23 protein-coding genes and 1 pseudogene are annotated in these 24,970 nt (G+C 68.4%); 13 read left to right on the top strand and 11 right to left on the bottom strand.

From position 1 onward, the window contains the following. Window positions 1–211 precede the first annotated feature (211 nt). The 4 genes and pseudogenes from ACZ5MC_RS04210 (at window position 212) to ACZ5MC_RS04225 (ending at window position 5,394) form a co-directional block, all read left to right on the top strand. Window positions 212–1,063, top strand: coding sequence for a TetR/AcrR family transcriptional regulator (locus ACZ5MC_RS04210; RefSeq protein WP_464517094.1), 852 nt, complete (start codon window positions 212–214; stop codon window positions 1,061–1,063). 267 nt (window positions 1,064–1,330) lie between these two features. Beyond that, window positions 1,331–2,422 carry an L-serine ammonia-lyase, iron-sulfur-dependent, subunit alpha gene (locus tag ACZ5MC_RS04215; protein ID WP_464517095.1) on the top strand — a complete coding sequence of 364 codons (1,092 nt, stop codon included), beginning with the start codon at window positions 1,331–1,333 and terminating at the stop codon, window positions 2,420–2,422. Window positions 2,423–2,629: 207 nt separating this feature from the next. Further along, window positions 2,630–3,303 (top strand): annotated as a pseudogene (locus ACZ5MC_RS04220) (MmyB family transcriptional regulator); the annotation flags it as partial. A 270-nt stretch (window positions 3,304–3,573) separates the two neighbouring features. Further along, entirely contained in the window at window positions 3,574–5,394 is a 1,821-nt protein-coding gene (locus ACZ5MC_RS04225; protein ID WP_464517096.1) for a hypothetical protein, read from the top strand. A gap of 79 nt (window positions 5,395–5,473) precedes the next feature. Here ACZ5MC_RS04225 and ACZ5MC_RS04230 read toward each other — a convergent pair whose 3' ends face one another. Together ACZ5MC_RS04230 and ACZ5MC_RS04235 are read right to left on the bottom strand one after the other, a co-directional pair. After that, window positions 5,474–5,989, bottom strand: coding sequence for a DinB family protein (locus ACZ5MC_RS04230; protein WP_464517097.1), 516 nt, complete (start codon window positions 5,987–5,989; stop codon window positions 5,474–5,476). Between the two features lie 127 nt (window positions 5,990–6,116). Then, the gene (locus tag ACZ5MC_RS04235) at window positions 6,117–6,809 is read right to left on the bottom strand and encodes a helix-turn-helix transcriptional regulator (RefSeq protein WP_464517098.1); all 693 of its coding nucleotides are present in this window, start codon (window positions 6,807–6,809) and stop codon (window positions 6,117–6,119) included. A gap of 156 nt (window positions 6,810–6,965) precedes the next feature. Here ACZ5MC_RS04235 and ACZ5MC_RS04240 point away from each other — a divergent pair, with 156 nt between their 5' ends. Together ACZ5MC_RS04240 and ACZ5MC_RS04245 are read left to right on the top strand one after the other, a co-directional pair. After that, on the top strand, window positions 6,966–7,775 hold the full coding sequence (locus ACZ5MC_RS04240) for a protein-disulfide reductase DsbD domain-containing protein (protein WP_464517099.1): 810 nt from the start codon (window positions 6,966–6,968) through the stop codon (window positions 7,773–7,775). A gap of 72 nt (window positions 7,776–7,847) precedes the next feature. Then, window positions 7,848–8,456: a redoxin domain-containing protein gene (locus ACZ5MC_RS04245; RefSeq protein ID WP_306599062.1), complete on the top strand. Its 609-nt coding sequence runs from the start codon at window positions 7,848–7,850 to the stop codon at window positions 8,454–8,456. 17 nt (window positions 8,457–8,473) lie between these two features. Here the strand turns inward: ACZ5MC_RS04245 and ACZ5MC_RS04250 are convergent, their stop codons facing one another. The 4 genes from ACZ5MC_RS04250 to ACZ5MC_RS04265 form a co-directional block, all read right to left on the bottom strand. After that, window positions 8,474–9,913, bottom strand: coding sequence for a hypothetical protein (locus ACZ5MC_RS04250; RefSeq protein WP_464517100.1), 1,440 nt, complete (start codon window positions 9,911–9,913; stop codon window positions 8,474–8,476). 141 nt (window positions 9,914–10,054) lie between these two features. Further along, entirely contained in the window at window positions 10,055–10,660 is a 606-nt protein-coding gene (locus ACZ5MC_RS04255) for a response regulator transcription factor (RefSeq protein ID WP_464517101.1), read from the bottom strand. A gap of 98 nt (window positions 10,661–10,758) precedes the next feature. Continuing rightward, window positions 10,759–10,926: a hypothetical protein gene (locus tag ACZ5MC_RS04260; protein WP_464517102.1), complete on the bottom strand. Its 168-nt coding sequence runs from the start codon at window positions 10,924–10,926 to the stop codon at window positions 10,759–10,761. Window positions 10,927–11,240: 314 nt separating this feature from the next. After that, complete coding sequence (locus ACZ5MC_RS04265) at window positions 11,241–11,828, bottom strand: hypothetical protein (RefSeq protein ID WP_464517103.1); 588 nt, start codon at window positions 11,826–11,828, stop codon at window positions 11,241–11,243. Window positions 11,829–12,205: 377 nt separating this feature from the next. On the opposite strand from ACZ5MC_RS04265, the gene ACZ5MC_RS04270 reads away from it, so the two are divergent. Next, complete coding sequence (locus ACZ5MC_RS04270; RefSeq protein WP_306599067.1) at window positions 12,206–12,637, top strand: hypothetical protein; 432 nt, start codon at window positions 12,206–12,208, stop codon at window positions 12,635–12,637. 52 nt (window positions 12,638–12,689) lie between these two features. Beyond that, window positions 12,690–13,538: a YihY/virulence factor BrkB family protein gene (locus ACZ5MC_RS04275; RefSeq protein ID WP_464517104.1), complete on the top strand. Its 849-nt coding sequence runs from the start codon at window positions 12,690–12,692 to the stop codon at window positions 13,536–13,538. On the opposite strand, the gene ACZ5MC_RS04280 is transcribed toward ACZ5MC_RS04275, so the two are convergent. Then, the gene (locus ACZ5MC_RS04280; protein ID WP_306599068.1) at window positions 13,525–14,652 is read right to left on the bottom strand and encodes a sugar-transfer associated ATP-grasp domain-containing protein; all 1,128 of its coding nucleotides are present in this window, start codon (window positions 14,650–14,652) and stop codon (window positions 13,525–13,527) included. The two genes, ACZ5MC_RS04275 and ACZ5MC_RS04280, sit on opposite strands and share 14 nt — an antisense overlap. 55 nt (window positions 14,653–14,707) lie before the next feature. Further along, a complete protein-coding gene (locus ACZ5MC_RS04285) occupies window positions 14,708–16,147 on the bottom strand; it encodes a glyceraldehyde-3-phosphate dehydrogenase (RefSeq protein ID WP_306599069.1) in 1,440 nt (479 codons plus the stop codon). 146 nt (window positions 16,148–16,293) lie between these two features. Here ACZ5MC_RS04285 and ACZ5MC_RS04290 point away from each other — a divergent pair, with 146 nt between their 5' ends. Beyond that, entirely contained in the window at window positions 16,294–16,707 is a 414-nt protein-coding gene (locus ACZ5MC_RS04290) for a bacteriohemerythrin (RefSeq protein ID WP_306599070.1), read from the top strand. Between the two features lie 463 nt (window positions 16,708–17,170). Beyond that, window positions 17,171–18,343 (top strand): ISL3 family transposase, encoded by a 1,173-nt coding sequence (locus ACZ5MC_RS04295; protein WP_464517105.1) that lies wholly within the window; start codon window positions 17,171–17,173, stop codon window positions 18,341–18,343. 75 nt (window positions 18,344–18,418) lie between these two features. Here the strand turns inward: ACZ5MC_RS04295 and ACZ5MC_RS04300 are convergent, their stop codons facing one another. Continuing rightward, the gene (locus tag ACZ5MC_RS04300) at window positions 18,419–19,063 is read right to left on the bottom strand and encodes a DUF4339 domain-containing protein (RefSeq protein ID WP_464517106.1); all 645 of its coding nucleotides are present in this window, start codon (window positions 19,061–19,063) and stop codon (window positions 18,419–18,421) included. A 215-nt stretch (window positions 19,064–19,278) separates the two neighbouring features. Here ACZ5MC_RS04300 and ACZ5MC_RS04305 point away from each other — a divergent pair, with 215 nt between their 5' ends. Beyond that, window positions 19,279–19,905, top strand: a complete 627-nt coding sequence (locus ACZ5MC_RS04305; protein WP_306599072.1) for a cyclase family protein — start codon at window positions 19,279–19,281, stop codon at window positions 19,903–19,905. A 441-nt stretch (window positions 19,906–20,346) separates the two neighbouring features. Here the strand turns inward: ACZ5MC_RS04305 and ACZ5MC_RS04310 are convergent, their stop codons facing one another. Further along, complete coding sequence (locus ACZ5MC_RS04310) at window positions 20,347–21,513, bottom strand: MFS transporter (RefSeq protein WP_464517107.1); 1,167 nt, start codon at window positions 21,511–21,513, stop codon at window positions 20,347–20,349. A 78-nt stretch (window positions 21,514–21,591) separates the two neighbouring features. On the opposite strand from ACZ5MC_RS04310, the gene ACZ5MC_RS04315 reads away from it, so the two are divergent. Together ACZ5MC_RS04315 and ACZ5MC_RS04320 are read left to right on the top strand one after the other, a co-directional pair. Further along, window positions 21,592–22,368 carry a DNA/RNA non-specific endonuclease gene (locus tag ACZ5MC_RS04315; RefSeq protein WP_464517108.1) on the top strand — a complete coding sequence of 259 codons (777 nt, stop codon included), beginning with the start codon at window positions 21,592–21,594 and terminating at the stop codon, window positions 22,366–22,368. Next, window positions 22,365–23,966: a M28 family peptidase gene (locus ACZ5MC_RS04320; protein WP_464517109.1), complete on the top strand. Its 1,602-nt coding sequence runs from the start codon at window positions 22,365–22,367 to the stop codon at window positions 23,964–23,966. Before ACZ5MC_RS04315 ends, ACZ5MC_RS04320 begins: the two co-directional genes overlap by 4 nt. A gap of 252 nt (window positions 23,967–24,218) precedes the next feature. On the opposite strand, the gene ACZ5MC_RS04325 is transcribed toward ACZ5MC_RS04320, so the two are convergent. Next, a complete protein-coding gene (locus tag ACZ5MC_RS04325; RefSeq protein WP_306599076.1) occupies window positions 24,219–24,965 on the bottom strand; it encodes a hypothetical protein in 747 nt (248 codons plus the stop codon). Window positions 24,966–24,970 lie beyond the last annotated feature (5 nt).

Consider the following 24,970-nt stretch of genomic DNA (forward strand, 5'->3'; position numbering starts at 1 on the left):
AGCCAGTGGGCGCACCGGTGGGCGTCTTGCGGGCGTTCTCCGTGTCCATGCCGCCGTGCGGCAACTGTGACCGAAAATGAGACTGAGACCATCTATTAATAATTGGGCTGACTTCGGCGCCGGGACGATCGGAAGTGTATACGGCATACACTGTTCTGTATACGGTATACACTGTAGGGGTTTAGTCAATGGCCCATGGAAAGGGAGCGACATGGCAGGTAGGACTGGCCAAGGGCACCGGCCGAGCCCCGGGGACACCCCCAAGGCCTCCGGTGATCCCGAGGGCGCGGGCCGGGAGCTTGAAAAGCGGAGCGAACGGCTCTGGGAGGCGCAGCCCCGGCCAGGCCGGGGCTTCAAGCCCACGAAGAGCCGCGAGGACATCGTGCAGGCCGCGATCGCCCTGGCCGACGGAGATGGCCTTTCAGCGCTTACGATGCACGCGGTCGCCGAAAGGCTCGGGTTCACGACGATGGCGCTTTACCGCTACTTCCCGAACAAGGAGGCGTTGATGGACGCGGCTGTCGACGCCGCCATGGGAAGGCCGCCGGAACGGAGCGGTCCGCGGGAGGGCTGGCGCCAGGAAGTGACGCACTGGGCCCATGCGAAGCGGGCGATGCTGTGTTCGCGGCCCTGGCTGGCGGAATTGCCGTTCGTGGCGGCTCCCCATGGCCCCAACTGGCTGAGCTGGCACGAAGCGTTCCTTCAGGCCATCGCCGACACGCCCCTGAGCCCCGAGGACCGGATGGACATGCTCAGCGTGGTCCATGGATATGTGAGCGGAGCCTCGGACACGGCCATCTCGCTCGCCAGGGCCCTGTCCCGCGGCATTCCAGCCGAAGCGTGGGCGAAGGCCGTGGGCGCGGACCTCCGCCGGGCGATCAACGACCCGCGCTACCCGAATCTGTCCGCCATCCTCACCTCGCAATCGGGAGGGATCACGGATTCGTCGCCGCTGCCGGTGCGCGCGGGAAGGCCGCGCACGATGGAGGAGGGCTTCGACTTCGGCCTTGAACGGGTGCTGGACGGAATCGAATGCTACCTGAACCTGAACGCAGGCTCCTGAGCCATTCCAGCCAGGGCAGGATGGCCTTGTTCCCCTTTCATAGGCCTTGTGCTGCATACAATTGACGGTTGAATGCGTACAAAATTCCGTCAAGGGATCGCCATGAATATCACTCGGTAACTGGATTCGGAATGGAAACCGGCTTTGGGGTGCACTGAGCCCTTCGCCGTTGCCTGGGCTGCTTCTCTGGCCGCCTCCCAGGGTTCCTGAGCGATCCGCAGTGTCCGCCTCAGGTGTGATGCGCGAACCTACAAGAATTGCTACGCGGTGGGGATTCCCAACTCAAACCGGGCTACCGGGATTCTGTGGGCGGAGGCGCTCGGCGCCAACCTGCCGGATGGCAGCCTCGGGGTGAGCAGTTTCGAAGGCATCACCGACGCGGCCATCGAGGCCTCCGGCGTCCTCCTGGGGAGCGGAAGCCTCAGTGTGGACAATGATTCCTCCCGGACCGGCCTGATGATCGAGGTGACGGTCGTCCGGGAACAGGGCACCGGCCGTGCGCTGCTCCTCCATGACCACGGCAATCTTGCGCGGCTGGAAAAGGATGGCGTCCTGGTGCGCGGGGAGGACGCCCTGCCGGAAGGGGCGAAGGGTGTTCCCATCCGGCAGCTGTTGGCCGAGCTACCCATCGAGAGTCTCATGGATCTGGCGAGGACCCTCTCCCGGGAAGACCGGGCAAAGCTTCAGCGTGGCTTTGCCATGAACATGGAGATCGCCAGGCACGGATTGGGGATTCTTCCGGGCGGATTCGCTGGGCCCGGCCGTCCGGAAGCTCCGGTGGCCCTGTCCCACCTGGTCAGTGCCGGGGTGTTTGCGCGCATGTCCGGGGAATCCAACCCGGTGATGACCCTGGCCGGATCCGGCAACAAGGGGATCACCTTGTCGATCCCGGTTTTCGAAGGCGGCAGGCGGGCTGGCCATGCGGAAGAGCGGGTCGAGGAAGCCCTGGCTTTCGGCTGCCTCATGACCTCCGCGGCCACCTGGCACCTCGGGACCCTCTCCGCCATCGACGGGGCGGCGAACGCCGCGGGCATAGGAATCGCGTCAGCCTTCGTCTTCCTGGAGGGTGGCAGCCACGAGCAGGTGAGCCTTGCCGTCAACACCATGGTCGGCAACCTGGTGGGGATGATTTGCAGTGGGGCCAAGATCGGTTGCGACATGAAGACCCTGACCGGGGTGGAAGCCGCCTTCCGGGCGGCCAGCATGGCCATGGCGGGCATGGGCATTCCTCCTACGGATGGCATTGTCGGGAAAGACGGAAGGGCTTCCCTCTCCAATCTGGGACGGCTGGCCCAAGTGGGTATGGCCGGCGTGGATACGGAGATCCTGCGGATCATGCAGGACAAATTGAGACCGTAATGCCGGTGACCCGAACCCTTCAAGGAAGGCCAGGGCACGGATCGGCGAGGCCCAGGAATGCTTTGCCACTTCGGTTTCACGCTCGGAGCTGGCCACCAGGATCGGTTGTGGCGACACGCCGGTGGCCCAGGCAATCACCGAACCTCGGTGGTTGACGGGCGAGGGAACGACTCCGCGAAGATCCAGCCGTTCCAGATCGGCGAGCAGACCAGGCTCAAGCAGGGGCGCGGGGGGGCCCCCTCGGCCGATGGGCTCGACCGGGTCGCCGGCGACCTCATGCTCACGAGGTCGAGCGCGAGCAACTGTTCCTCCTTGGCCTTGGCCGCCCTCCCAACGTGCGCTACCGCAAGAAGGAGGGCGTTACGCCCCGGCTCCAGCGCGTCCTCGACATCCTGGACCCGAGTCCGGCCGTCATCCGGACCGCCACCTGGGACGTGGTGGCCTGGAACCGCGAGGCGACCGGGGTGCTCATGGACTACGCGGCCCTGCCGCCGGAGCAGCGCAACATCCTGCGGCGGATCTTCCTGGATCCCCACGCCCAGGCCGCGCAGTACGACTGGGAGAGCGCGGCCCGCTTCGTCCTGGGGGCCTCTCGTGTGGACGCCGCGCGCGCCGGGGCTGCCGCGGAGGTGGAGTCGCTCGTGGGGGACCTCTGCCGCCTGAGCCCGGAGTTCCGTGCGAATTGGCGGGACAACGAGGTTCGTGGTGCCCATGGTGAGGTCGTCAAGCACATCCGGCACCCGGTCCTTGGCCCGATCGCTTTCGAATACTCGGTCTTCGCGGTCGATGGGCGCACGGACCTCAACCTGGTGGTCTACAACCCGGCTAAGGAGGACGCCGCGCGGATCGGGGCCCTGCTGGGCCAGTCCTCCAGGCCCTAAAGGCGGTCAGGAATTCACGGGAAAGCCCGGCAAAGGTGCGGAAAGCCAGGCGAAGAGATCTATACTCTTCCCATGCTTCCCACGTTTTCGCTGCATGCGACCTCAATGAGGCCCATCCTGCATGTTGGCCTCGGCTCGCTCCTGGTCCTCCTGGCCGGGTGCCAAGGGGGAGGCAAGTCCAGCCCCGCGGTCCCGCCACCAGGGCTGCTGGGCTTTGGGGATGCCACTGAACGCCACGTACAGGTCGTCTGGCGCAACCCGGTGCCTGCGGTGGATTCCTTCCGTGTCGAACGGCGGGTGGAGCAGGGTTCCTACGAACAAATCATGGTGGTTCCCGACGACCCGCTCTCCATGGATTCCTGGTTTTGGTACGTCACGACGTCCGATGCCGATGATACGCTGCTGACCTTCAGGGTCTGCTCCACCCAAGGGGACCGCAGGAGCGCCTACGGGAACGAGGCCGCCTACCGGGTGCCGATCCGAATGCCGACCTCGTTCTCCACGATTCCGGACAAGAGCGCCGACGGCACTTTCACGGGCTCCATCCGCCTGGATTGGGCCACCGAATGCCGGACGCTGGACCAGGTGCGGATCGAACGGACCGATGCTTCGGGGACCACAAGGCAGGTCGCCCTGCTCCCCGGGGACGCCACCACCTGGAGGGATCCCTCGGCGCCCGACGGCGAACGGGTGACCTACACGCTCACCAACCTCAAGAACGGCCGAAGCAGCCTCCCTTACCCCTACCAGACGCTCATCCCGGTGCTGTCGCCCGTTGTTGCCCCCGTGGCCTCCATTCCGGGCGGCTGCACCCTGACCTGGACCAGCCAGAGCCACCAGCCCGATGCTTTCGACATCCTGGCCTGGAACGGCCTGGGACCCGGGCGGGACCTCGACTACAGCCTCCTGGCGTCGGTGCCCGCCAGCACCTCTTCCTGGAGCGACCTGGACCATTCGTCGTCCTTCATGACGTACCGGGTCTGCGCCCGGAAGGACGGGGCGTACGGGAAGTCCCTGCCGGCATCCTATGTTTCGCAGGCCGCCTTCGGGGGCATCCCCTTCACGGCGACGTTCTACCGCCTTCCCGATATGTTCCCGGGACCTGTCGTGAGCGATGCGGGCGTGGTGTTCGGCGGAGCCTCGGCCGGGTTGAACAACACGTACGTGCAGGCGACGCCCACCGGGTATGCCACGATTCTCGCGCTTCCAGGAGGCCAGATCGCCGACGCTCCCCTGGGTCTGGACGCCTCCAGCCAGCCGCATCTGTTCCTGGCGCTGCCCAATGGGTCCGAGCCCGACCACCCCCTTCTCCAGCATCTGGTCCTGCAGGGCGGAAAGTGGGCCACGGAATCCGCGGGCACGGCGCCCGGCCCGGGCCTGAGAATCGGCGCCCCCCTGGTGGACGGACAGGGCAATGCCTCCTGCATCGTGGTCTCCGGCCCTGCCTATGCCACTTCCGCTGCCTTGCTGATCCAGAACGGCGGCATCTGGAAACTGGAGGACCCCGGCCTAGGGGTGGGGATCATCGACAACTTGGCAGCCTGCCGGGACTCCGCCGGAACGTTCGCGATGGCCGGCACCTCGGCCCTGTCTTTCGGGCAGCCGATCACCGTGGCGGTCCGCGACCCTGCCGGATCCTGGACCGGCGAGACGGTCAGGCCCGCGACCCCGTGGGTGCCCACAGGCCCCTATTGGCTCGGGCTGGCGTCCCTTGGCGGGGGCCGGTTCGGAATGCTGGTGGCCTCGTTCATGGGGGACACTTACCAGGGCGCCTTCTGGTGGTTCGAGCGGGAAGCGGCCGGGGGCTGGAGCCCCGGTTCCATCGTCCTGGACAACCTCGGCAATTCACATGCTTGGGTGGGCCTTGCCGGGACCACAGACGGGACGCGAGTCGCGGCGCTCTGGGACGGCACGCTGCTCATGCGGGACGCCGCCGGGGCATGGACTTCGGCCGCGTTCGCACCCGTCCGTGCCGGGACTGGCCCCAGAAGCCTTCGCTTCACGGCCCAGGGTAGGCTCCGGGTCCTTTGGAAGGCGGGGTCCGATGGGAGCGTCGAGGATCAGACCTACGTCCTCTACGCGGAGCCCTGATCAGGCGCGTCTGCTTTCCCGGGTCTGGATCCCGCGGCGCGGCGGCCGGAGCCAGGCTCCGGAGGTCCGACCAGCCTGCTCAGATGGCCGGAGCGGGCATGTGGTAGGCCTCCCATTCCTCCTTGGCCGGGCCGTAGATTCCTGGCACGCGCAGGCCGGCCTGGCGCATCAGGACCGTCATCTGGCCGACGTGGTGGGTCTGGTGGGTAAGCAGGATGCCCAGGGTCTCCCCCCGCTTCCACCGCTGGCCGTACATGTCGTCCGAGACCTCCAGCGTGGCGTCGTCCCAGGCCTCCAGGGCGTTCTGCAGGGCCTCGGCGGCATCCACGTAGGCCTGGCGGATCTCAGCCATCGTCGCGGGAAGAGGGAGGGGCTGGTCGGCCAGGAAAGCCTTGCCGTGGGGCAGTTCGAGGCCGGTGCGGGCGGGCATTTCGATGAGGGTCTCCACCAGATGGAAGGCCATGCGGCGAAGGGTGCGGTGGCCGTCGGCCACCGCCGTGTCCGCGGCGGATTGGGGGATGGCGTCCAGGATCTTCAGGTAGCTCTCCCGGGCGTGGGCGAAGGAGGCGCGGAAGTCGTCGAGGCGTCGGAACATGGGAACTCCTTGGAAGGGAACGGGGTGGGGGTGCCGCCACCCCGGCGGGGCGCGGCGGAAGACGTGGGCCTCCATGCGAGGCGGCTTCCTGGATGGAAGACTGGCAGGGGCTCCTGCCAGGGATCTGTCAGGAGTCCCAGCGGTCATCCTCCGCCTTCCGGATGTAGTCCGCCAGGGTGTGGCCCTCGACCGGTTCGAAGGTCCCTTGGAGCACGTCCATGGATTGGATTCGGTCCAGCCGGAAGGTGCGGAACTCGTCCCTGAGCTCGCACCATCCCGCCAGGCACCAGGTGTGTCCCCAGAAAAAGAGGCCGAGGGGATAGACGGTCCGCTCCGAACAGGTTCCGTCCGCCCGCCGATAGCTCATGAGCACCTTGCGGCGGCCGCGCATGGCTGTCCGCAGTTCGCCCATGAAGCGGGCACCGCCCCCTGCCGCCAGGAAACCCGGCGCGTGCATCTCCGAGTGGGCCAGCCTCCGCCGCACCTCCGGGGAGGCCGCCGCTTCGACCTTGAGGAGGGCGGAGCAGGCCGCCTCCCTCAGGGCGGGGTCCGACCAGGCCTGGATCATGCGGGCCCCGGCGATCAGGGCCTCCAGCTCATCCTCGGTGAAGCCGAGGGCCGGCAGCTCCGCGTGGCGGCCCAGGCGGTAGCCGGCTCCGGCCTCGCCCTCGATGGCCACGCCGGACTTCTGGAGGTCGGCCACATCCCGGTAGACCGTTCGAACCGACACCGCCAGCTCTTCCGCGAGCCGTTTCGCCGTGGAAAGGCGGTCGCGGCGCAGGAGCTGGACGATCTGGAACAGGCGGTCGGCACGGCGCACGACCAATGATAGCCAGCGGCCCAGGCGGCGGCCATCCTCGATCCCGGAGGAATCTGGCCGCCGCGGCCGGCCGGCGCTATCATCTCGCCTTGGGCGAACCGGCCGGCTTCTTTTCCATGGCCGCGCCCCGGGGCGAGACGCTGCTGGAGGTGCTTCATGCCCATCCGAACCGGGCTCCTTTCCATCCTCCTTGCCCTGGCGGCCCTGTCCGCCTGGGCCGGCCCCGCGGTGAAGGTCCGGCTGATCTCCGACACGGATTCCGTTCAGCCGGGAAGGCCCCTTCGGGTCGGCCTGCGGTTCGAGCTGCAGGACCACTGGCACATCTACTGGAGCAATCCCGGCGATTCCGGCATGCCTCCCCAGGTGCGGTGGAAGCTGCCTGCGGGCTTCCGGGCCGGAGACGTCCAATGGCCCGCGCCGGAGCGGCTGGGTTCGGGCTCGGTGATCGATTTCGGCTACCCGGAATCGGTCCTGCTGCCGGTCGAGATCCAGACGCCGGCGGCCACGCTTGAGGCCGGCTCCACCGTCACGCTTTCCGCCGAAGTCAGCTGGCTCGCCTGCAGGGACCTCTGCGTGCCGGGCCGGGCGGACCTGACGCTTTCCCTGCCCGTGCGCCTGACCCCGGGGCCGGCGCCGGGGTCCCACGCGCTGTTCCAGGAGGCGGAACGGCGCCTGCCCAGGCCCATGCCGGCGGGCTGGAAGGCCGAGGCGGTCCCGGAGGGGGAGGTCTTCGTGATGACGATCCGGGGCGCCGGGGAGGCGAAGGCGTGGTTCTTTCCGTTCGAAGGCGACCAGATCGACCATGCCGCGCCCCAGACCGCCACGGCGCTCCCGGACGGCCTGCGGCTGACCCTCAGGAAGTCCGTGCAGCTGGCGAGGACGCCCGCCAGGCTTGAGGGCGTCCTGAAGCTGGGGTCGGGCGAGGCCTATGCCGTGTCGGTTCCCGTCCGGGCGATCAGCCCATGAACAGGGCGGTTGTATAATGCCCGGGCCTGCCGGCCGGGATGGGCAGGCGTCATCCTCAAGGAGGTCGGTCCCATGAGAAAGCTGGCTCTCTTTTCGGCGATCCTGATTTCGACGTCCCTGGCCGCGCCCGCACGGGCCGCGCGGGTGGGGGAGAAGGCCCCGGATTTCACGGCGGTCGACAGCAACGGCGTGAAGCATTCGCTCTCCGAGTACGCGGGCAGGATCACGGTCCTCGAATGGCACAACCAGGGTTGCCCCTTCGTCAAGAAGTTCTACGACAGCGGCAGCATGCAGAAGCTCCAGAAGGCGTGGGCCGGCCGCGGCGTGGCATGGCTGACCGTCATCTCCTCCGCGCCGGGCAAGCAGGGCCACGTGACGGGAAGCGAGGAAAATGCTTACCTCAAGAAGATGGACGCGGCACCGGCGGCCGTGCTGCTCGATCCGACCGGCCAGCTGGGCCATCTGTACGACGCCAAGACCTCCCCGCACATGTTCATCATCGATCCCAAGGGGACGCTCATCTACAACGGCGCCATCGATGACCAGCCGACCCCGGACCCCGCCAGCCTCGCGGTAGCGAAGAACTATGTGGCGCAGGCGCTCACCGAGGCGATGGACGGGAAGCCCGTGAGCGTTCCGACGTCCCGTCCGTATGGCTGCTCCGTGAAGTACGCCGACTGAGGCGGGGGGACTGCCCCTCAGGGCCGATAATCCGTCCCCCGCCAGTAATTGGGCATATCGACATATTCAAAGCGCCTGGGATCGGCCTTCACCAGCGCATCGGCCGTGGCGTTCCAGACCGTGCCGTGGCCGACCGTTCCCGTGCCGTGCAGGTTGTTGTCTTGCACGACCGTCTGGTCCAGGAGGTAGTTGCTGAAGCCCTGGCCGTTGCGGGCATTGGCGTCCTGGCCCGCCCGCCACTGGGCATGCTGGGCGTCGTTGGCGGCTCCCACTGCGTTCATCCGGGCCGTGGCGTTGGCGCCGATCTGGTTGATGTTGCCGATGATCCGGGCAGCGTTGGCCTGGACGGCCTGGCGCTGGGCGGCGTCCACCTGTTTCAGGCGCGCGATGTGGGGAGCCGCCTCCGCACTGGCCCGCTGGGCCACCAGCGCGAAATCGACCTGGAAGCTGGAGAAGACCGCGCCGGCGATGGCGTTGGCTTCGGCGGCGCCGGCGCGGGGGAAATAGGCCACGAAGTCGTGATAGCTGAAGTCGCCGTAGCGATCGGGAGCGGCCGCGCCGATCACCCTGAACATGCGCTGCATGCCCTTGCCGTCGGGATCGATCTGTCCCGTGGCCAGCGCGTAGCTCGCGCCGTCGAGGGCCCAGCCCGGGGGCGGCGAGGGCAGGGGCTCGGCGAAATCGATCCCAAGGCTGGCGGGGACGAAGCCCTTCGCCCGGCTCAGCTGCTCGATGATCGGCCCGAAGTTCTTCACCAGATCGGCATCGGCCGGGAAGATGACCGTCCCCCGCAACGGACGCATGCCCATGCGCTGGGCGTTGCGGTAGGCCGGCCCGCGGGGATCCTGGGCCAGGAACATGCTGTTGAGGATGACCACCTCGCCCTGGGGGCCGTGGATGAGCATCGTTCCGCCGCCGCTCTTGGGATCCACCTGCCAGCCGGAGGGAAGGCCGACGCAGGCGGTGCGGTCGGGCAGGGTGACCTTGTGCAGCGCGGGGACCGGGGCGATGGCCGAGCCTGGGCCGGCGGACGCCGCCCTGGCATCCGGGTTCCAGACGCCGAACAGGTGCCTGAGCATGGGGTTCACCGTCCTGCCGAAGCTCGCGGCCTCGTCGGTGAGCAGCGCCGCCTCCACCTGCCCGGGACCGGTCGCGCTGGCGATGACCAGGCCCGCCACCTGCCTGCCGCCCTGGGGGTGGTTGGTGACGGAAAAGAACACCCCCACCGAGCTGGTGCCTCGGAACCGGAAGACGCGGCCGATCTGCGGCTTTTCGCCGCACTGGGCCTGGACGCCGCCCAGCACCTTGGCCATGGCCGCCGGCTGGGTGGTGGCCCCCGCCACGGCGCCGAAGACGATCCGGCCCCCCTGGGGGCCGTCGAGGGTGGTCTGGGGGGTGGGCCCTTGCCCCACCGCCCGGCAAGCCGGAAAGCAGGCCAGGGATAGCGCGAGGATCACGGAAGACCGCCTGAATCCAATATCCGCCATGGGAACCCTCCCTTTCCGGGAGCAGGGCCGCTCCCACCGAAGCCTGCGGAGGACCGGGGCCGGGTGCCTCACCGGATCGGGGAGGAGCCTGCCGCGCGGGCGCGCCCGCGGTCAGGAGAGCCGGGCCCGCACCGCCAGGGCCGCCAGGGCCGCGGACGTGTGGAGGTCGAGCTTGCGCATGATGTTGGAGCGGTGGACGCCGACCGTGTGCGGACTGAGGTCCAGGCGTTCCGCGATCTCCTTGGTCACCAGGCCCTTGCCGATCAGGGCGAGCACGTCGCGTTCCCGCTCGGTGAGCGGGGCCAGGGAAGGCCCCGGGGGGACTTCCGGGGCGGCCTGGGGCGGCCTCAGGCGCTGGAGCCGGATCTCGATGGCCTGGATGAGTTCCCTGCCCGAGAAGGGCTTGACGAGGTAGTCGTCGGCTCCGGAGCACATGCCTTCCCGGACCTGGCCCCATTCGTTGCGGCCCGAGGCCAGGATGACCGGAAGGCCGGCGAGGCGCGGATCCGCCCGCAGGTTCTGCAGCAGGGCGATGCCGTCCATGGAGGGCATCTGGATGTCGGACACCAGCAGGTCGATGGCCTCCGCCCGCAGGATCTCCAGGGCGGCGGCTCCGTCCAGGGCCACCCGGACCTCCCAGTCCGGGCGCTGGAGGGTCAGGGAATCGGCAAGGATTCCGGCCAAGCTGGCATCGTCGTCCACCAGGAGAATCCGCATGGGCCCCAGACAATCGTGTTGTTGGACCCGATTATACGCAGGCGCCGGGCGGAACGGCCGCGCTTGATTCCTTCCGTTCGTGCCGGGGCGAACCCCAGTCAGCCCGCCTGAGCGAGGGTGCCCTTCGGGGCAGGGAAGTGGCGGCGCAGGACGGCCGAGATCTGGCTGGTCAGCCGGGCCTTCTCCGTCTGCAGCGCGTTCCAGGCCTTCAAGGATTCGGCCAGGTCCTGGAGGGCCGACAGGGCGGTGACGTCACGCTTTTCCATGAGACCTCCAGGGGGGGAAGGGAGCTTCGATCCGTGCGTCCAGGGGTAACCCTGGCGGGCGCCTGGATGATGCCGGGTGAACCGCCGGGTCCGGGTCCTCCGCCTGGCGGGATGGGCGAAGGTGTGTTCAAGTGCAAGGATCGTCCGGAATCATGATCGGAACCATAACCGTGATAGGTTAGGTCGGGAATTCGGCCGAACGGCTGAAACCCGGCCCGGACGCCGGAGCGCCGGGCCCGGGTTCTGGACCCTGCCGTTCCAGGCGCTCTGGGCTGCCGGGGGGTGACCCGCCCCGGGTGGAAGGAATGTGGGGGCTACTTCTTCTCGTCCGCGGCCTTTTCGGCGGCCTTCGCCTTGGTCGTCTTCGCGGTCGCCTTGGCCTTGACGTCAGCCTTGGCGGCCTTCTTGTCGGCCTCGGCCTGGACCTTGGCAGCCTTCTTGTCCGCGGCGACCGCGGCGGCGGTTGCCTTCTCCTCGGCCGCGGCCTTGGCGGCGTCGGCCTTCTTCTCGGCCTTGGCCTTCTTCTCGATGGCGTCGGCCTTCCTGTCGTCGGCCACGAGGGCCTTCTTGGTCTCCTCCTTCACTTCCTTCTTGACGACCTTGGTCTTGCCCTTGGTTTCGGACTTCACTTCCTTGGATTCGGTCGTGGTGGTCCTGGCAGGGACCGCGTCCTTGGCGCCGGTCTTCACGACCTTCTTCTCGGTCTTGGTCGTCTTGGTCTCTGCCGGGGCCTCGCCCTTGGCCGCCGTCTTCTCCTCCTTCACCACGGTCTTGACGGATTTGATCTTGTTGGGAGTTTTGGTAACGGTTTCACTCTTGGTGACCGTCTCCTTCTTGGGTTCGTCCGCCAGGGCGGGGGTGAGAAGGGATGCGGCAACGATGAGCAGGGCGATCTTGTTCATGGGAACCTCCGGGGCCCCTTCACCATGAGGGGGGGCAGGAGGACTAGGCATGTATCGGGCCAATGACGCAGGGCGAAACGCCAGGCCGGTTGAATGCATCGAACAGGCCCGGTTGCAGTGAAATGGCTACGGTTGAAAGGAACTGTCCAAGGGGCCCGGTATCCAATCGGCTCGCGGAGGATCTCCGCCGGTAACGGCGCAGTGGAAAATGATCGAGAAGCCCATCCAATTTGATTGATGTATGTCCCGGCGTGGGCAGGCGCCAATGTAACTGTAAAAAATGTTCGTGTTACTCGATGGTCCGGGAATTGCACAAGTGCCGGGTCGCATTCCTGGGCTGTTGGAGTCCCGGAGGCGATACCCAACGGAGCCGATAAATGAGAAACACTCGAAACACCCTGGTGGCCTTGGCCTTCGCGCTTTCGCCCATCACGGCCTTCGCCATGCCCGATATGTTCAAGCATGCCACCGCCATGAACGTATCCCCGGAGATCCCCGCGGCCAAGGGCGAGGTCAAGTTCGGCAGGACGGATGACGGGAACATCTCCATCCACCTGTCGGTGAGGTACCTGGCCGATCCCCAGAAGCTGCGGCCGCCCGCGGCCACCTACGTGGTCTGGGTCAGCAGGGACAAGGATTCGCCCGCCCAGAACGTCGGCGCCCTGAAGACCGAAAAGGACCGTGAGGGCAAGATCAAGACCGTCACTCCGTTCAAAGCCTTCCAGTTGTTCGTGACCGCGGAAGCCAACGGCGAGGTCCAGGCCCCCATGGGCACGCGGCTTCTGTGGATCGACTACAATTCCGACTAGAACGGGAGCCCCCCGCATCGCCCGGTTCGCCTGGGCGCTGGCCAAGGTGTTCATGGCCGCGCTCAAGGCCTGCCTGACCCATCGGGCCGCCAGCAAGGCCGCAGCCCTGGCCTTCTACACGCTGTTCTCCATCGCGCCGATCCTGGTGCTGGTCATCGCGGGGGCCGGGCTCCTGCTGGGGACCCAGGCCGCCCAGGGCGCGGTTCTGGAGCAGCTGAGGGAATGGGTCGGCCCCCTGGGCGCCGCCGCGCTCAAGAACCTCCTGGCGGGCGCCCAGGTGCCCGGCTCGGGCCGCGCCGCCACCGCCCTCGCCGTGGCCCTCCTGGGGGTGGGCGCCACCAGCGTCTTCGCCGAACTGAAGGACAGCCTGGACGAGATCTGGAACCACCAGGTGCCGGTGCCCACGGGGATCCTGGCCGTGCTGCGCGCACGGCTGCTCTCCTTCGGCCTGGTGATGACCCTGTCCTTCCTCCTGCTCACCTCCCTGGTGGTCAATGCCACCCTGGCCCTCCTGGCCGGCTTCTGGGCCCGGGTCTGGGCGGGCTCGTTCTGGATCTTCAGCAGCCTCTCCACCCTGCTCACCTTCGCGGTCATCGCCTGCCTGTTCGCGGTGATCTACCGGATGCTGCCGGAGGTGTCCCTGCCGTGGCGCGACGTGGCCGTCGGCGCGCTCTGCACGGCCACCCTGTTCAGCCTGGGCGAGTACGCCATCGCCGCCTACCTGAGGAGCGGCGGGATCAGCACCACGTTCGGGGCCGCGGGGTCCCTGGCCGTGCTCCTCATCTGGGTCTACTACTCCGCCCAGATCTTCTTCCTGGGCGCGGAGTTCACCCGGGAGTACGCGATCACCCTCGGCAGCCTCCGGAACAAGGATGAGGACCGCGAGCTCAACCCTTCCTGAGATCCGCGAGCAGCGCGACCAGGGCGTCCGTCATCCCGGGCCTCTGGGCCGTGAAGGCGATCTCGTTGCAGGGATCCCAGCGCTTGTTCACTTCCACGATCCGGGGTCCGCCGGGCGTCAGGGCGATGTCCCAGCCGAGCGTCCGCATGGGCTGGAAGAGGAGGGCGGCCCGTTGCGCCAGGGCGCACGCCGCCTCCCAGTCCGGCAACCTGAACCCACGGAAAGCCACGGCCGTCCTGGGGTGCTCGGGTACGTCCACGGTGCCGATCCCGCCCGGGCGCATGCCGACGGCGAGGACGAGGGTTCCTTCGGCCACGTCGATGAAACTTAGCAGGTTCCCGTTGGCGCCTTCGGCGTAGTTGTCGACCGTGGCTTCGCCGGCAATGACCCTGAGCATGGCGAAGACGATGCGCGCCGTCCCCTGGTCGTCCACGTCGGTCACCATCCGCACGGTCTGGAGGTACGGCGTGCCGCTCAGGCCCTCCATGACCGGGTGGGCGCGCAGGCGCTCCTGGATGACGAAGGACGCGTACCCCGGGTCGGTGAAGAAGGCGGCGCCCGCGGTCTCCTCCGGGTGCCGGCCGCTCAGGGACCCGATGAAGTCCCCACCTTCGCGCCGGAAGATCTCGACGCCCCTTCCATAGGCGCCCCGGCTGGGCTTGACCACGAACTCGGCAGGGAGGCCCGCCAGGAAGGCCCGCCAGTCCTCCGGGCCCAGAAGGGGCCCGCCCTCGGCCGTGAAACCCGCCGGGCGGGAGGCAACCCCCAGAAGCCGGGGGACGGGCAGTCCCAGGCCTTGGCAGTAGGCGTAGAAGATGGCCTTGTCCTCCGTCAGGCAATCGAACCTGTCCGGGTTCACGCGCGCCTGGAGCCGGACCAGCGCGGCTTTCGAGATCGTCGCTGCCAGGGCGGACTCGGGCAGGCGCGGATCGAGCAGGCCGCCCTGGAGGGCCTCCCGGGGCCGGAAGCCGCCGCGGGAGCGGAGCCGGACGACCCTGCGCAGCAGGGTGATCCAGTCCGTCCCGTAGAAGCGCACGGCGGCGCCCAGGTCCGCAAGGAGGTTCAGGCCCCGGGCAGGGATGGAAAGCAGCGGCTTCCAGGGGGGAGTATGCATGAATGTTCCAGGTTTGATCCAGATTACCGGAACCTTCCCGGAGGAAGCGAAAAAACTAGGGCACCGACGGCAGCTCCAGGCCGGCCATCTTCTGCACCATCCGGACCACCTGGCAGCTGTAGCCGAACTCGTTGTCGTACCACACGTACAGCACGCACCGGTTCCCATCCGCGATGGTCGCCAGGGAATCCACCACGCCGGCGTGCCGGGAGCCCACGAAATCGCTGGAGACCACTTCCGGCGAATTGGTGTAGTCGATCTGGTTCTGCAGGGGGGACTCCAGGGACATGGCGCGGAGGTAGCCGTTGAGCTCGGGCACGGTCACGGGCTTGCCCAGCTCCAGGGTGAGGATGGCCAGGGAGACGTTGGGGGTGGGCACCCGGATGGCGTTGCCGGTGAGCCTGCCGGCCAGGTCGGGAATGACCTTGGCCACGGCCTTGGCGGCGCCGGTCTCGGTGATGACCATGTTCAGGGGCGCGCTGCGGCCCCGCCGGGCGGCCTTGTGGTAGTTGTCGATGAGGTTCTGGTCGTTGGTGTAGGAGTGGCAGGTCTCGATGTGGCCGTGGGTGATGCCGTACCGGTCGTTGAGGGACTTCAGGACGGGGACGATGGCGTTGGTGGTGCAGCTGGCGGCGGAGAAGATCCGCTCCCCCCCGGTGATCAGGTCCTCGTTGACCCCGGCCACCACGTTGGGGATGTCCCCCTTGCCGGGGGCGGTCAGGAGGACCTTGGCGATGCCCGGGGCCAGGAGGTGCTTGCCCAGGCCGGCGCGGTCCCGCCACTTGCCGGTGTTGTCGACGAGGATGGCGTTGCGGATGCCGTACTGGGTGTAGTCCACGCTCTCGGGGCTGTCCGCGTAGATGATGCGGATCATGTTCCCGTTGGCGATGATGGCGTTCTCTTCCTCGTCGATGGTGATGATGCCGTTGAAGGGGCCGTGCACCGAATCCCGGCGCAGCAGGCTGGCGCGCTTGAGGAGGTCGTCCGCGGAGCCCCTGCGCACGACGGCGGCCTTGAGGCGGAATTTCTCGCCGCTGCCGGCCTTTTCGATGAGGAGCCTAGCAAGCAGTCGACCAATTCGGCCGAAGCCGTAGAGGACGATGTCCTGGGGTTCCTCCAGGATGGGGCCTCCGCCCGTGGCGACCCCGGCCAGTTCCGCGCGCACGAAGGCCCCGGCGCTTCGGCCGCCTTCGGCGCGGAAGCGGTAGGTCAGCTTGCCCAGGTCGATGCGCGCCGGCGCCAGGTCCAGGGCGCTCATGGCCTCCAGCAGGGGCCAGGAATCGGTGACCGACAGCTCGTTGTCGAGGGTGTGCCGGGCGAAGCGGTGGGCCTTGAGGATGTCGATGGCCGTGCTGTGGACCAGGGAGCGGCCGTAGACGGTTGTGACGACGTTCTTGTCGCGGTAGAGGCTCCCGATGACCGGCAGCATCCGTTCGGCCGTGGCCTCCTGGGCCTGCCACTCCTTGAGGTACGTGTCCTGCTTCGATCCGCTCATGGTGGGTGCGTCTCCTGGAGGGCCTGCCAGGCTGGACCTGGATTGGAATCGGCTCCCCATTCTGTCCCGGCGAGGGGAGGGCCACAAGGAAGGTCCGGGCCGATTATGATGGAATATGTAACAGACACCTTTTCTGGAGTTTCCCGATGGCCCTCATCGCCTGGCACGACCGTTTCGCAACCGGCATCCCTTCCGTGGACGACCAGCACAAGACGCTCTTCCAGACCGTCAACGATTTCCACGAGGGGCTCGTGACGGGACGCGGCCGGGAGGAGCTGGCCCGGACCCTGGATTTCCTCGTCACCTACACGGTCAGGCACTTTAAGACCGAAGAGGACTTCATGGAGCTGCACAGGTTCGATGGCCTCAAGGCGCACCGCTCGGAGCACCAGCTCCTGCTCGAGGAGGTGGCGGCCTTCAAGGAGCAATGGTCGAGGAACGCCGCCGCCGTGAGGCCCATGGAGGTGGCCCGGTTCCTGGGGGACTGGCTGACGCACCACATCCAGCAGATGGATTTCCAGTACGCCAGGTTCCTGAAGGAAGGGGGCCTTTCGGTCTGATCGGCGCTAACTGGGGTGCCAGCTTTGCATCCCCCCGGCGGGAGCCATCTTTGCGCCGGCATAATTCGGGTAAATTTTAGGTTCTTCACGGATTTGAGGGGTGGCGCCGACCCACACTCACTTTAGCTTGGTGCTGACGAGGAGGCCGGGTCCGGTCGATAGGGGCCGTTCTGAGCCCGTCATCCAGGTAAGTTGAAACGAAAAGCTTATCGCCGAGGCGCCGAGGGGCCGAGGTTCGCCGAGAAAAGATCTTCTTTTTATTCCTCGGCGATCCTCGGCTCCTCGGCGCCTCGGCGATAGGCCCTTCGATCGAGATTGCCGGATTCATCGGGTAACAGGTCGGCAGCAGTGGACTTCAGGCATCTTGGAGTTGTCGAGAAACCAGGATGAGAGGAGGCCGCTGCTGCCTACCAAGGAGCTTATTGCCCGTTTGGGCGGATGGAAAGGGCATCGCGTCGGAACCGTGGAAAGGTTCGAACCGGGGGAGAAGGGTACCCGCGCCCAGGTCTGGATCGAGTTGCTCGGCTTCGGTGTCCACCCTCGGACCTGCAGCGGCTGCCAGCGCAAGGTTTCAGCGGTGCACGACTGGTCCCAGCGAGAGATCCGGGACCTGCCCGTGTTCGACGCGGATACCGTGTTGGTGGTCTGGCGTGCCCGGGTGGCCTGCCCTGCCTGCGGACCCAAGCTGGAGGCCCTGGACTGGCTGGAACCCTATGCACGGGTCACCAACCGCATGGCCGAGAGTGTGGCCCGCATGTGCAAGGTCATGCCCATCAAGCGGGTTGCCGAGCATTATGGCCTCCACTGGGGCACAGTGAAGGACATCGACAAGGCCTATCTGGAGCGCACGCTGGAGCCAGCCAGACCAGGCAAGGTCCGGCTGCTCATGATGGACGAGTTCGCCCTCCATAAGGGGCAGAGCTACGCCACGGTGTTCGTCGATACCGAAACCCGCCAAGTGCTTTGGGTGGGCAAAGGCCGGGGCAAGGCGGATATCAGGCCCTTCTTCGAATGGCTCGGCAAGCGGCGGTGCCGCAAGATCGCGGCGGTGGCCATGGACATGTCCCCCACTTTCGAAGCGGAAGTCCGCCAACACTGCCCCAATGCCGAGATCGTCCTGGACCAGTTCCATGTCCTGGCCAATTTCGGAAAGCAGGTGCTCGACCGAATCCGGGTCAACGAGGCCAATCGGTGCCGGGACGACAAGGCCGCCCGGGAACTCATCAAGGGGGCCAAGTGGCTCCTGCTGGGCAACTGGGAGAACCTGCCCAACCGGGAGAGCAAGACCAGGCTCAACGCGCTCCTGGAGGCGAACCAAGCCCTCATGACGGCCTACGTCATGAAGGACGCCCTTAAGGCCCTGTGGGGCTTTAAGCGAGAGGGCTGGGCCCGGAAGGCCTGGGAGAACTGGCTGGCCATGGCCACCTCAAGCGGCCTGCCGCCTTTGGTACGTTTTGCGAAAAACCTGGCCAAGCGGATCGAGGACATCCTCTCGCACTGCCGGTGGCACCTGAACACCAGCATCCTGGAGGGGATCAACAACAAGATCAAGGTCCTGAAGCGGATCGCCTATGGGTACCGGGATGAGGCCTACTTCTTCCTCAAGATCCGTGCGGCCTTCCCCGGAAATCCGTGAAGAACCAAATTTTAACGCCGAGGAAACCGAGGAGCGCCGAGCGGCAGGAGATCCTGGCCCCGGGGGCCTCCGGCCTCAGAACCTGCGCATGCCGCCCATGAAGACCGCCGCGCCGATGCCCACCACGGCCACCAGGGCATAGAGGCAAAGGACCACCAGCGTCATGATGCCCACGTAGCGCCAGAAGGATTTCTGGGCGCGCAGGGCCTCGGCCAGCGCCTCGGGGCTTCCGTCCCGGAGCAGGTCGGTGATGCGGCTCGCGTAGCGGTTCAGGAAGAGCACGGGCGGGACCTGGAACGCGGCCATCACGAGGTAGATGCCGGGCAGCACCACGCGCATCCCCGCAGGCATGCCGCGCAGGGGCCCCTGGGTCATGCCCAGGAAAACCAGGGCCACCACGACGAGGAGGATCGTGCCGAGGATGCCCAGGACGCCCATGAAGCGCACCCAGGGGCGGGTGGCGCGCAGGGCGTCCACCACGGCGGCCTGGACGGCGCCGCCCTCCCGGGGAGGGGCCAGGGCTCCCGGAGGGGCGGGGGGCGGCGGCGGGACCACGCGCAGCTCGGGGAGGGCCCCCGCCTGGGTCCAATCGGCGAGTCCCTGGCGCCAGACCAGGGCGTCCCAGCCCACCTTGCCCGAAGCCAGAAGGTCCTGGAGGGCCTCCTGGGGCACGGGGCCCTGCGTGGCTCCATTCTGGATGTAGCTCCAGGCTCCGCTCATGGTCTCTCCGGGGTATTCCCTGGATGATATCAGGCTCCCCCCGCGCCGAGGGCCTCCCGGAAGGCCTCCCGCAGGGCCTCCACCCGGTCCCCCCACGTGCATCGCCACCATCGGCGCAGGCCTGCTTTCCAGGACCATGGGCGCGCTCAGGGGATGCCAGGATTCCACGCCCCTGGCCCGAGGTGGTCTAATGGCTGGAGCCCAGGAGCCCGCCCGTGACCCGGATCATCGACATCACCGCCGTCCTCTCCCCGCGCCTCGCGGTCTGGCCCGGGGACGTCGGCTTCAGCCGGGAGATCCTCGCGCGCCTGGAGGACGGGGGCGCCGCCGATTGCAGCGCCATGACCACGACCCTCCACGCCGGCACCCACGCCGACGCCCCCGGCCACATCCTCCCGGGGGGCCAGGCCATGGACGCCGTGGATCTTGCCCCCTACCTGGGGCCCTGCGAAGTCATCGAGGTGACCCTGCCGCCCGGGGAGCGCATCCACCCACGGCACCTGGCCGGCCCCGTCCGGGCCCCGCGCGTGCTGTTCAGGACGAATTCCTACGCGGATCCCGAGCGGTTCGCCGGGACCTTCAACGCCCTGTCCCCGGAGCTGATCCACAACCTCCGGGACCAGGGCTGCGTGCTCGCGGGCCTCGACACGCCTTCGGTGGACCCCTTCGATTCCATCGCCCTGGAGAGCCACCACGCCCTCTTCGGATGCGGCATGCGGTGCCTGGAGGGCCTGCGCCTGGAGGGCGTGGCGCCGGGGCTCTACACCCTGGTTGCGCTGCCGCTCAGGATCGAGGGCGGGGACGGTTCTCCCGTGCGGGCGGTGCTGGTGGCTGAATTCTGAACCGGCACCTCTGGCGCCGGGCCATGAACCGCCCCCAGGCCGCGGCCAGGTCGATGAACAGGATGCGGCCGAAGCCATGGTGCCGGCGGCGTTCCTCATCGCGGCGGTTCCGGATCTGGAAGGCCGGCTGGTTGCCATACTGGGGAACGATGGAGTAGAAATTGCGTCTATCAAGCATCCTGGCTCCTTGGGTTGGGTTCGTGGGCGTGCCTTGGATGGACTTCATTGCGGCTGGACCTGTGGGAGGGAGGAAGGGGAGCCCCGCATGGGCATTGGAGCCGATGAGACGCGGCCGGATGGGGTGGTCCTGCCGCCCAGCCTGATGAACCCTGGAAAGCAGAGCAACCCGCATGCCTATCTGAATTGTTGTAAGTAAAATATTTACAAAAACAATCCCCCTGCCTTGAGGGGTTCGGCGATCAAAATGAAAAGGCTACGCTTTCATTTTGAATTCATACGAATGGGGCGGACCTGGAGGCAGGCCGCCGCCAGCCCCAGGGCGACGCCGAAGGCGCCGACGCCTGTCCAGCCCAGGGTCCTCCACGCCAGCATCGCGCCGCTGGAGCCCACGCTGCCGCCCAGGAACATGCCGGTCATGAACAGGGTGTTCAGGCGGTTGCGGGCCTCGGCCCGGAGCCCGAAGACCAGCTGCTGGTGGGCGATGAGGGCACTCTGCACGCCGAAATCCAAAAGCACGACCCCCACCGCCATGCCCGCCAGGGAATTCCAGGCCACCAGCACCAGCCACCCGGCCAGCACCACGCAGGTGCCGGCCATCACCACGGGGCCCGGGCCCCGGCGGTCCGCCATGCGCCCGGCGAGGGGGGCCGCGAGGATCCCGATCGCCCCGATCACCCCGAAGAGCCCGGCCAGGCCCGCGCCCCGGAGGAAGGGGGGCTGCTCCAGGTGCAGCGCCAGGGTCGTCCAGAAGGCGCTGAAGGCCGCGAAGAGCAGGGCCTGGGTCGACGCCGCGCGGCGCAGCCGAGGCTCCCCGCGCCAGAGGTGGAGGAGCGAACCCATGAGCCGGCCGTACCCCATGGAGGCCGCCGGAAGGCTTGGGGGCAGGAACCGCATGATGGCGGCGCCGGCGAGGGCCATGGGGGCGGCGAGCCAGAACACCGACCTCCAGCCCCAGTGGGCCCCCACGAAGCCCGACAGGGTCCGGCTCAGGAGGATGCCGGTGAGCAGGCCGCTCATCACGCCGCCCACCACCGCGCCCCGGCGGTGGTCGGAGGCCAGGGACGCGGCCACCGGGAGGATCTGCTGGGCGACGGTGGAACCGACCCCGATGAGGAGCGAGGCGCCCACCAGGGCCCAGCCGTTGGGGGCCGCGGCGGCCATGAGGGTCGCGAGCACCAGTCCCATGAACTGCACCGTGATCAGCCGCCGCCTTTCCAGGAGGTCGCCCAGGGGCACCAGGAAGAAGAGGCCCACGGCGTAGCCCAGCTGGGTGACGGTGGGGATGAGGCTCACCGCCATCCCCCCGGGGAAGGTCCGGCGGAGGAGGCCGAGCATGGGCTGGTTGTAGTAGATGTTCGCCACCGCGATCCCGCACGCGCAGGCCATGGCGAAGATCGGGCCGGGACCCAGTTCGCGGGGCCGGCTCATGCGTTCCACTGCGTGATAACCTTCATGGAACCAATTCTACAGCCCTGCGACCGCCGGCGTCCGGCGGATGGAGTACCCGTGAAAGTTCTGCGCATCGCGCTTCTGATGCTGGCCGCCCTGGGCGCCTTCGCCGCGGACGTCTTCTTCGGGGGGGTCCAGCCCCGGAGCCCGGAACCCGTGACGGTGGTGGCCTACACGGCCTACACCGTCGGCTATTCGGAAAAGGGCAAGGTGCCCCTCTGGAGCGTGTACACCGTGACCGGGCCCCAGGGGGAGCCGGAGGCGGTCGCGCGCAAGGGCATGCCGTTCTTCACGGAGGAGGCCACCCAGGCGCGGGTGACCACCCGCGACTACGCCGGGTCGGGCTACAGCCGGGGCCACATGACCCCCTTCGCGGCCATCGCCTACGCCTTCGGCCGGGACGCCGCCCGGGAGACCTTCTCCATGGCCAACATGGTCCCCCAGCTCCAGAAGCACAACGGGGGCATCTGGTCCCGCCTGGAGGAGGCCGTGAGCGGCTCCCGCACGGGCGGCGGGTTCCGGCCGGGGCTGACCGGGAGGTCCGCGCAGATCTGGGTCTACACCGGGCCGGTGCTCGGCGGCGGCGCCACCATCGGCGCCAGGGAGATCGCGGTGCCCGAAGCCCTGTGGAAGGCCGTCATCTGGATCACCCCCGCGGGCGCCACCCGGGCCTGCGCCTGGATCATCCCCCACGAGGAGGGCCTGGAGGCCGCGGCCTGGATGTCCTACGCCACCACGCTGGCCAAGGTGCGCGAGCGCAGCGGCGTGGACCTGGTGCCCGGGAATCCCGGCGACCTGGACGCGCGGTGCGACGCCGTCGAGGTGCTCCCGTGAGGCGCCACCTCGCCGCCCTGGGGGCGCTGGCCGCCGGCGTCCTGCTGGGCCTGGCCGTCCTGGTCCTGCCCGCGCCCGCGCCGCCCGGTCCGGGCTTTTCGGCCCTGCGGGCCCGGGCGCACCTCGACGTCCTCGCCCGGGCGCCCCACTCCGTGCGGGACCAGGCCTCCCTCGCCCCGGTGCGGGACTACATCCGCGGGCGCCTGGAGGGCCTGGGGCTCAAGCCCGGGACCCTGCGCCACCCCGAGGTCACCGACCGCTCCGGGCACCGCTACCCGCTCGAGAACATCGCCGCCGGCATTCCGGGACGCAGCGGCTCCTCGGTGCTGCTGGTCTCCCACTACGACGCGGCGCCCGCGTCCCTGGGCGCCGCCGACGACGGCCTGGGCGTGGCGGCCATGCTGGAGATCGCGGGCCTCCTGGCCCGGAGCCCGGAGCCCCTGGAGAACGGCGTGCGCTTCCTCTTCACCGACGCCGAGGAATCCGGCCTCCTGGGCGCGCGCGCCGAGATGGAGCGCAACCCCGGTCTCTACCGGGACGTGAACCTGGTCATCAACCTCGAGGCCCGGGGCGTGCGGGGGCCGGCCGTGATGTTCGAGACGGGCCCGAGGAACCTCGCGACCATCCGCCTCTTCCGCAAGGCCCGCTGGCCCTTCGGGTACTCCTTCGCGCCCGAGGTGTACCGGCGCATGCCCAACGGCACCGACTTCACGGTCTTCAGCCGGGCGGGGCTGCCCGGGATGAACTTCGCGGTGCTCGACGACCTCTCCTTCTACCACACCCCCCGGGACAACCCGGGCAACGTCTCCATGGCCTCCCTGCAGCACTACGGGGAACAGATCCTGCCCATGGTAAGGGCCTACGCGGCGGACCCCGCCCTGGCCGGGAAGGACGCCTTCGCTTCCAGGGAGGACATGGTCTACTTCCCGTGCCTGCCCGGGGTGCTGGTGTCCTGGCCCATGGGGTGGGACCGGGCCCTGTGCGTATTCCTGGTCCTGTGCTTCCACGGGGTGATGGTCTGGAACCTGGCCCGGGGCCGCGCGCGGATCCTGTCCATCGCGGGATGGTTCCTGGCCTGGACGGGCCTGGCCGCGGCCGCCCTGGCCGCCGGGGCGGGCACCAGCTTCCTGGCCTCGCGGGTCACCGGGATTCCCTGGCGGTTCACCTACATGCCGAACGTGCCGCTGGAGCGGCCCATCACCTGGGTCCTCCTGTTCCTGGTGGCCCTGGCGGCCTACGCGCTGGCCCGCAGGAGCACGGGGCGCTCGGCCCTCATCGGCGCCATGGGCCTCAACCTGCTGGTCCTGGCCGCGCTGGCGCGGGTGATGCCCGGGGCGGCTTTCCTGTTCTCCGTGCCGCTGCTGGCGGCCTTCGGGTCCCTGGTCCTGGCGGACCTGACCGGGCGGCCCTGGCTGGCCCTGGCCGGCGCGGTGGTCCCGGTGGCGCTCTTCGTGCCGGTGCTGCACCTGGTGTCCCTGGCCCTGACCCTGGGCGCCCTGGCGGCGCTGCTCCTGATGGCGGCGCTGCCCCTGGGGATGGCGGCGGCCCTCGCGGCGGATCCGGCGTTGCGCAGGGGAGCTAGGAGCCTGTCTACGTAATAGGAGGCCCCGCGATGATGGCACCGGGGCTAGCAAATCAAGGAAGGCGAGGAAAGCCGCAGCGGGACTGCGGTTGACGAGCCTGACGCAGAGTTGCTGGCCCCGCTGCCATCACCCGAAGGGCGGCGCCCAGAAGCGCGCTTATCGTGTGCAAGTCCCTTGAAGGATTGACCTAATCCTCCTGCGGGCCTTGCGCTCGATAATCACGCTTCTGGGCGCCGTCGCGGGGCCTCCTATTACGTAGACAGGCTCCTAGGACCCGCTGAACGCCAGCGTCGTCACCCGCCGCGACTGGCCGGACTCCCCGCCCCCGGAGCCGCTGCTCTCGTGGAGGTGGTGGACGGTGACCAGCCTGCCGCCGACCCGCGCGAAGCGGTAGGCGTCGTGCTGCTCGGAGCTGAAGCTGATCACCAGGAGGGCCTTGCCGCGGAGCTTCACCCGGGTCTCGGCGGCCACGGGGAGGCCCTCGGCGTCCACCCAGACCTTCGCGGTGGCGTCCAGCTCCTTGACGTACTTCCGGTCCCGGGCGCCCATGCGGGGCTCCAGCTTCAGGGAGAGGAGCTTCAGGGCGCGCCCGTCCAGGGTGTCGGGGCGCTCCTCGAGCAGGGTGGCCTTGTCCAGGTCCTGGAGGAGCTGGGGGCCGGGATCGAAGTAGTTCTGGAGGCTGAGGGCGTCCAGGCCGGCCATGGCCTCCCGGGTGGGCGTGGTCTTCTCGGGGTCCTCGGTGCGGAGGCGGGCCTCCTGGAGGGCCTGGGCCAGGAGGTCCCGGCCCCAGGAGAGCCGGATGCCCTGGGGGCCGCACTCGGCCCAGGCGGTGGCCCTGCCCTGGCTGATGACGGGCTTCTTCTCGTCGCCCCTGCGGTTCCAGCTCTCGAGCTGCACCGAGGCCTTGAGCGCCTCGGCGCCGGCGGGCTTCTGGAGGCGGGCCCTGAGGGCGTCGAGGCCGTCGGCGGCAAGGGGCAGCGTCAGGGCGCAGAGGATCAGGATGGGCAGGCGCATGGGAC

This window comes from Mesoterricola sp. JemC181, from assembly GCF_055384585.1.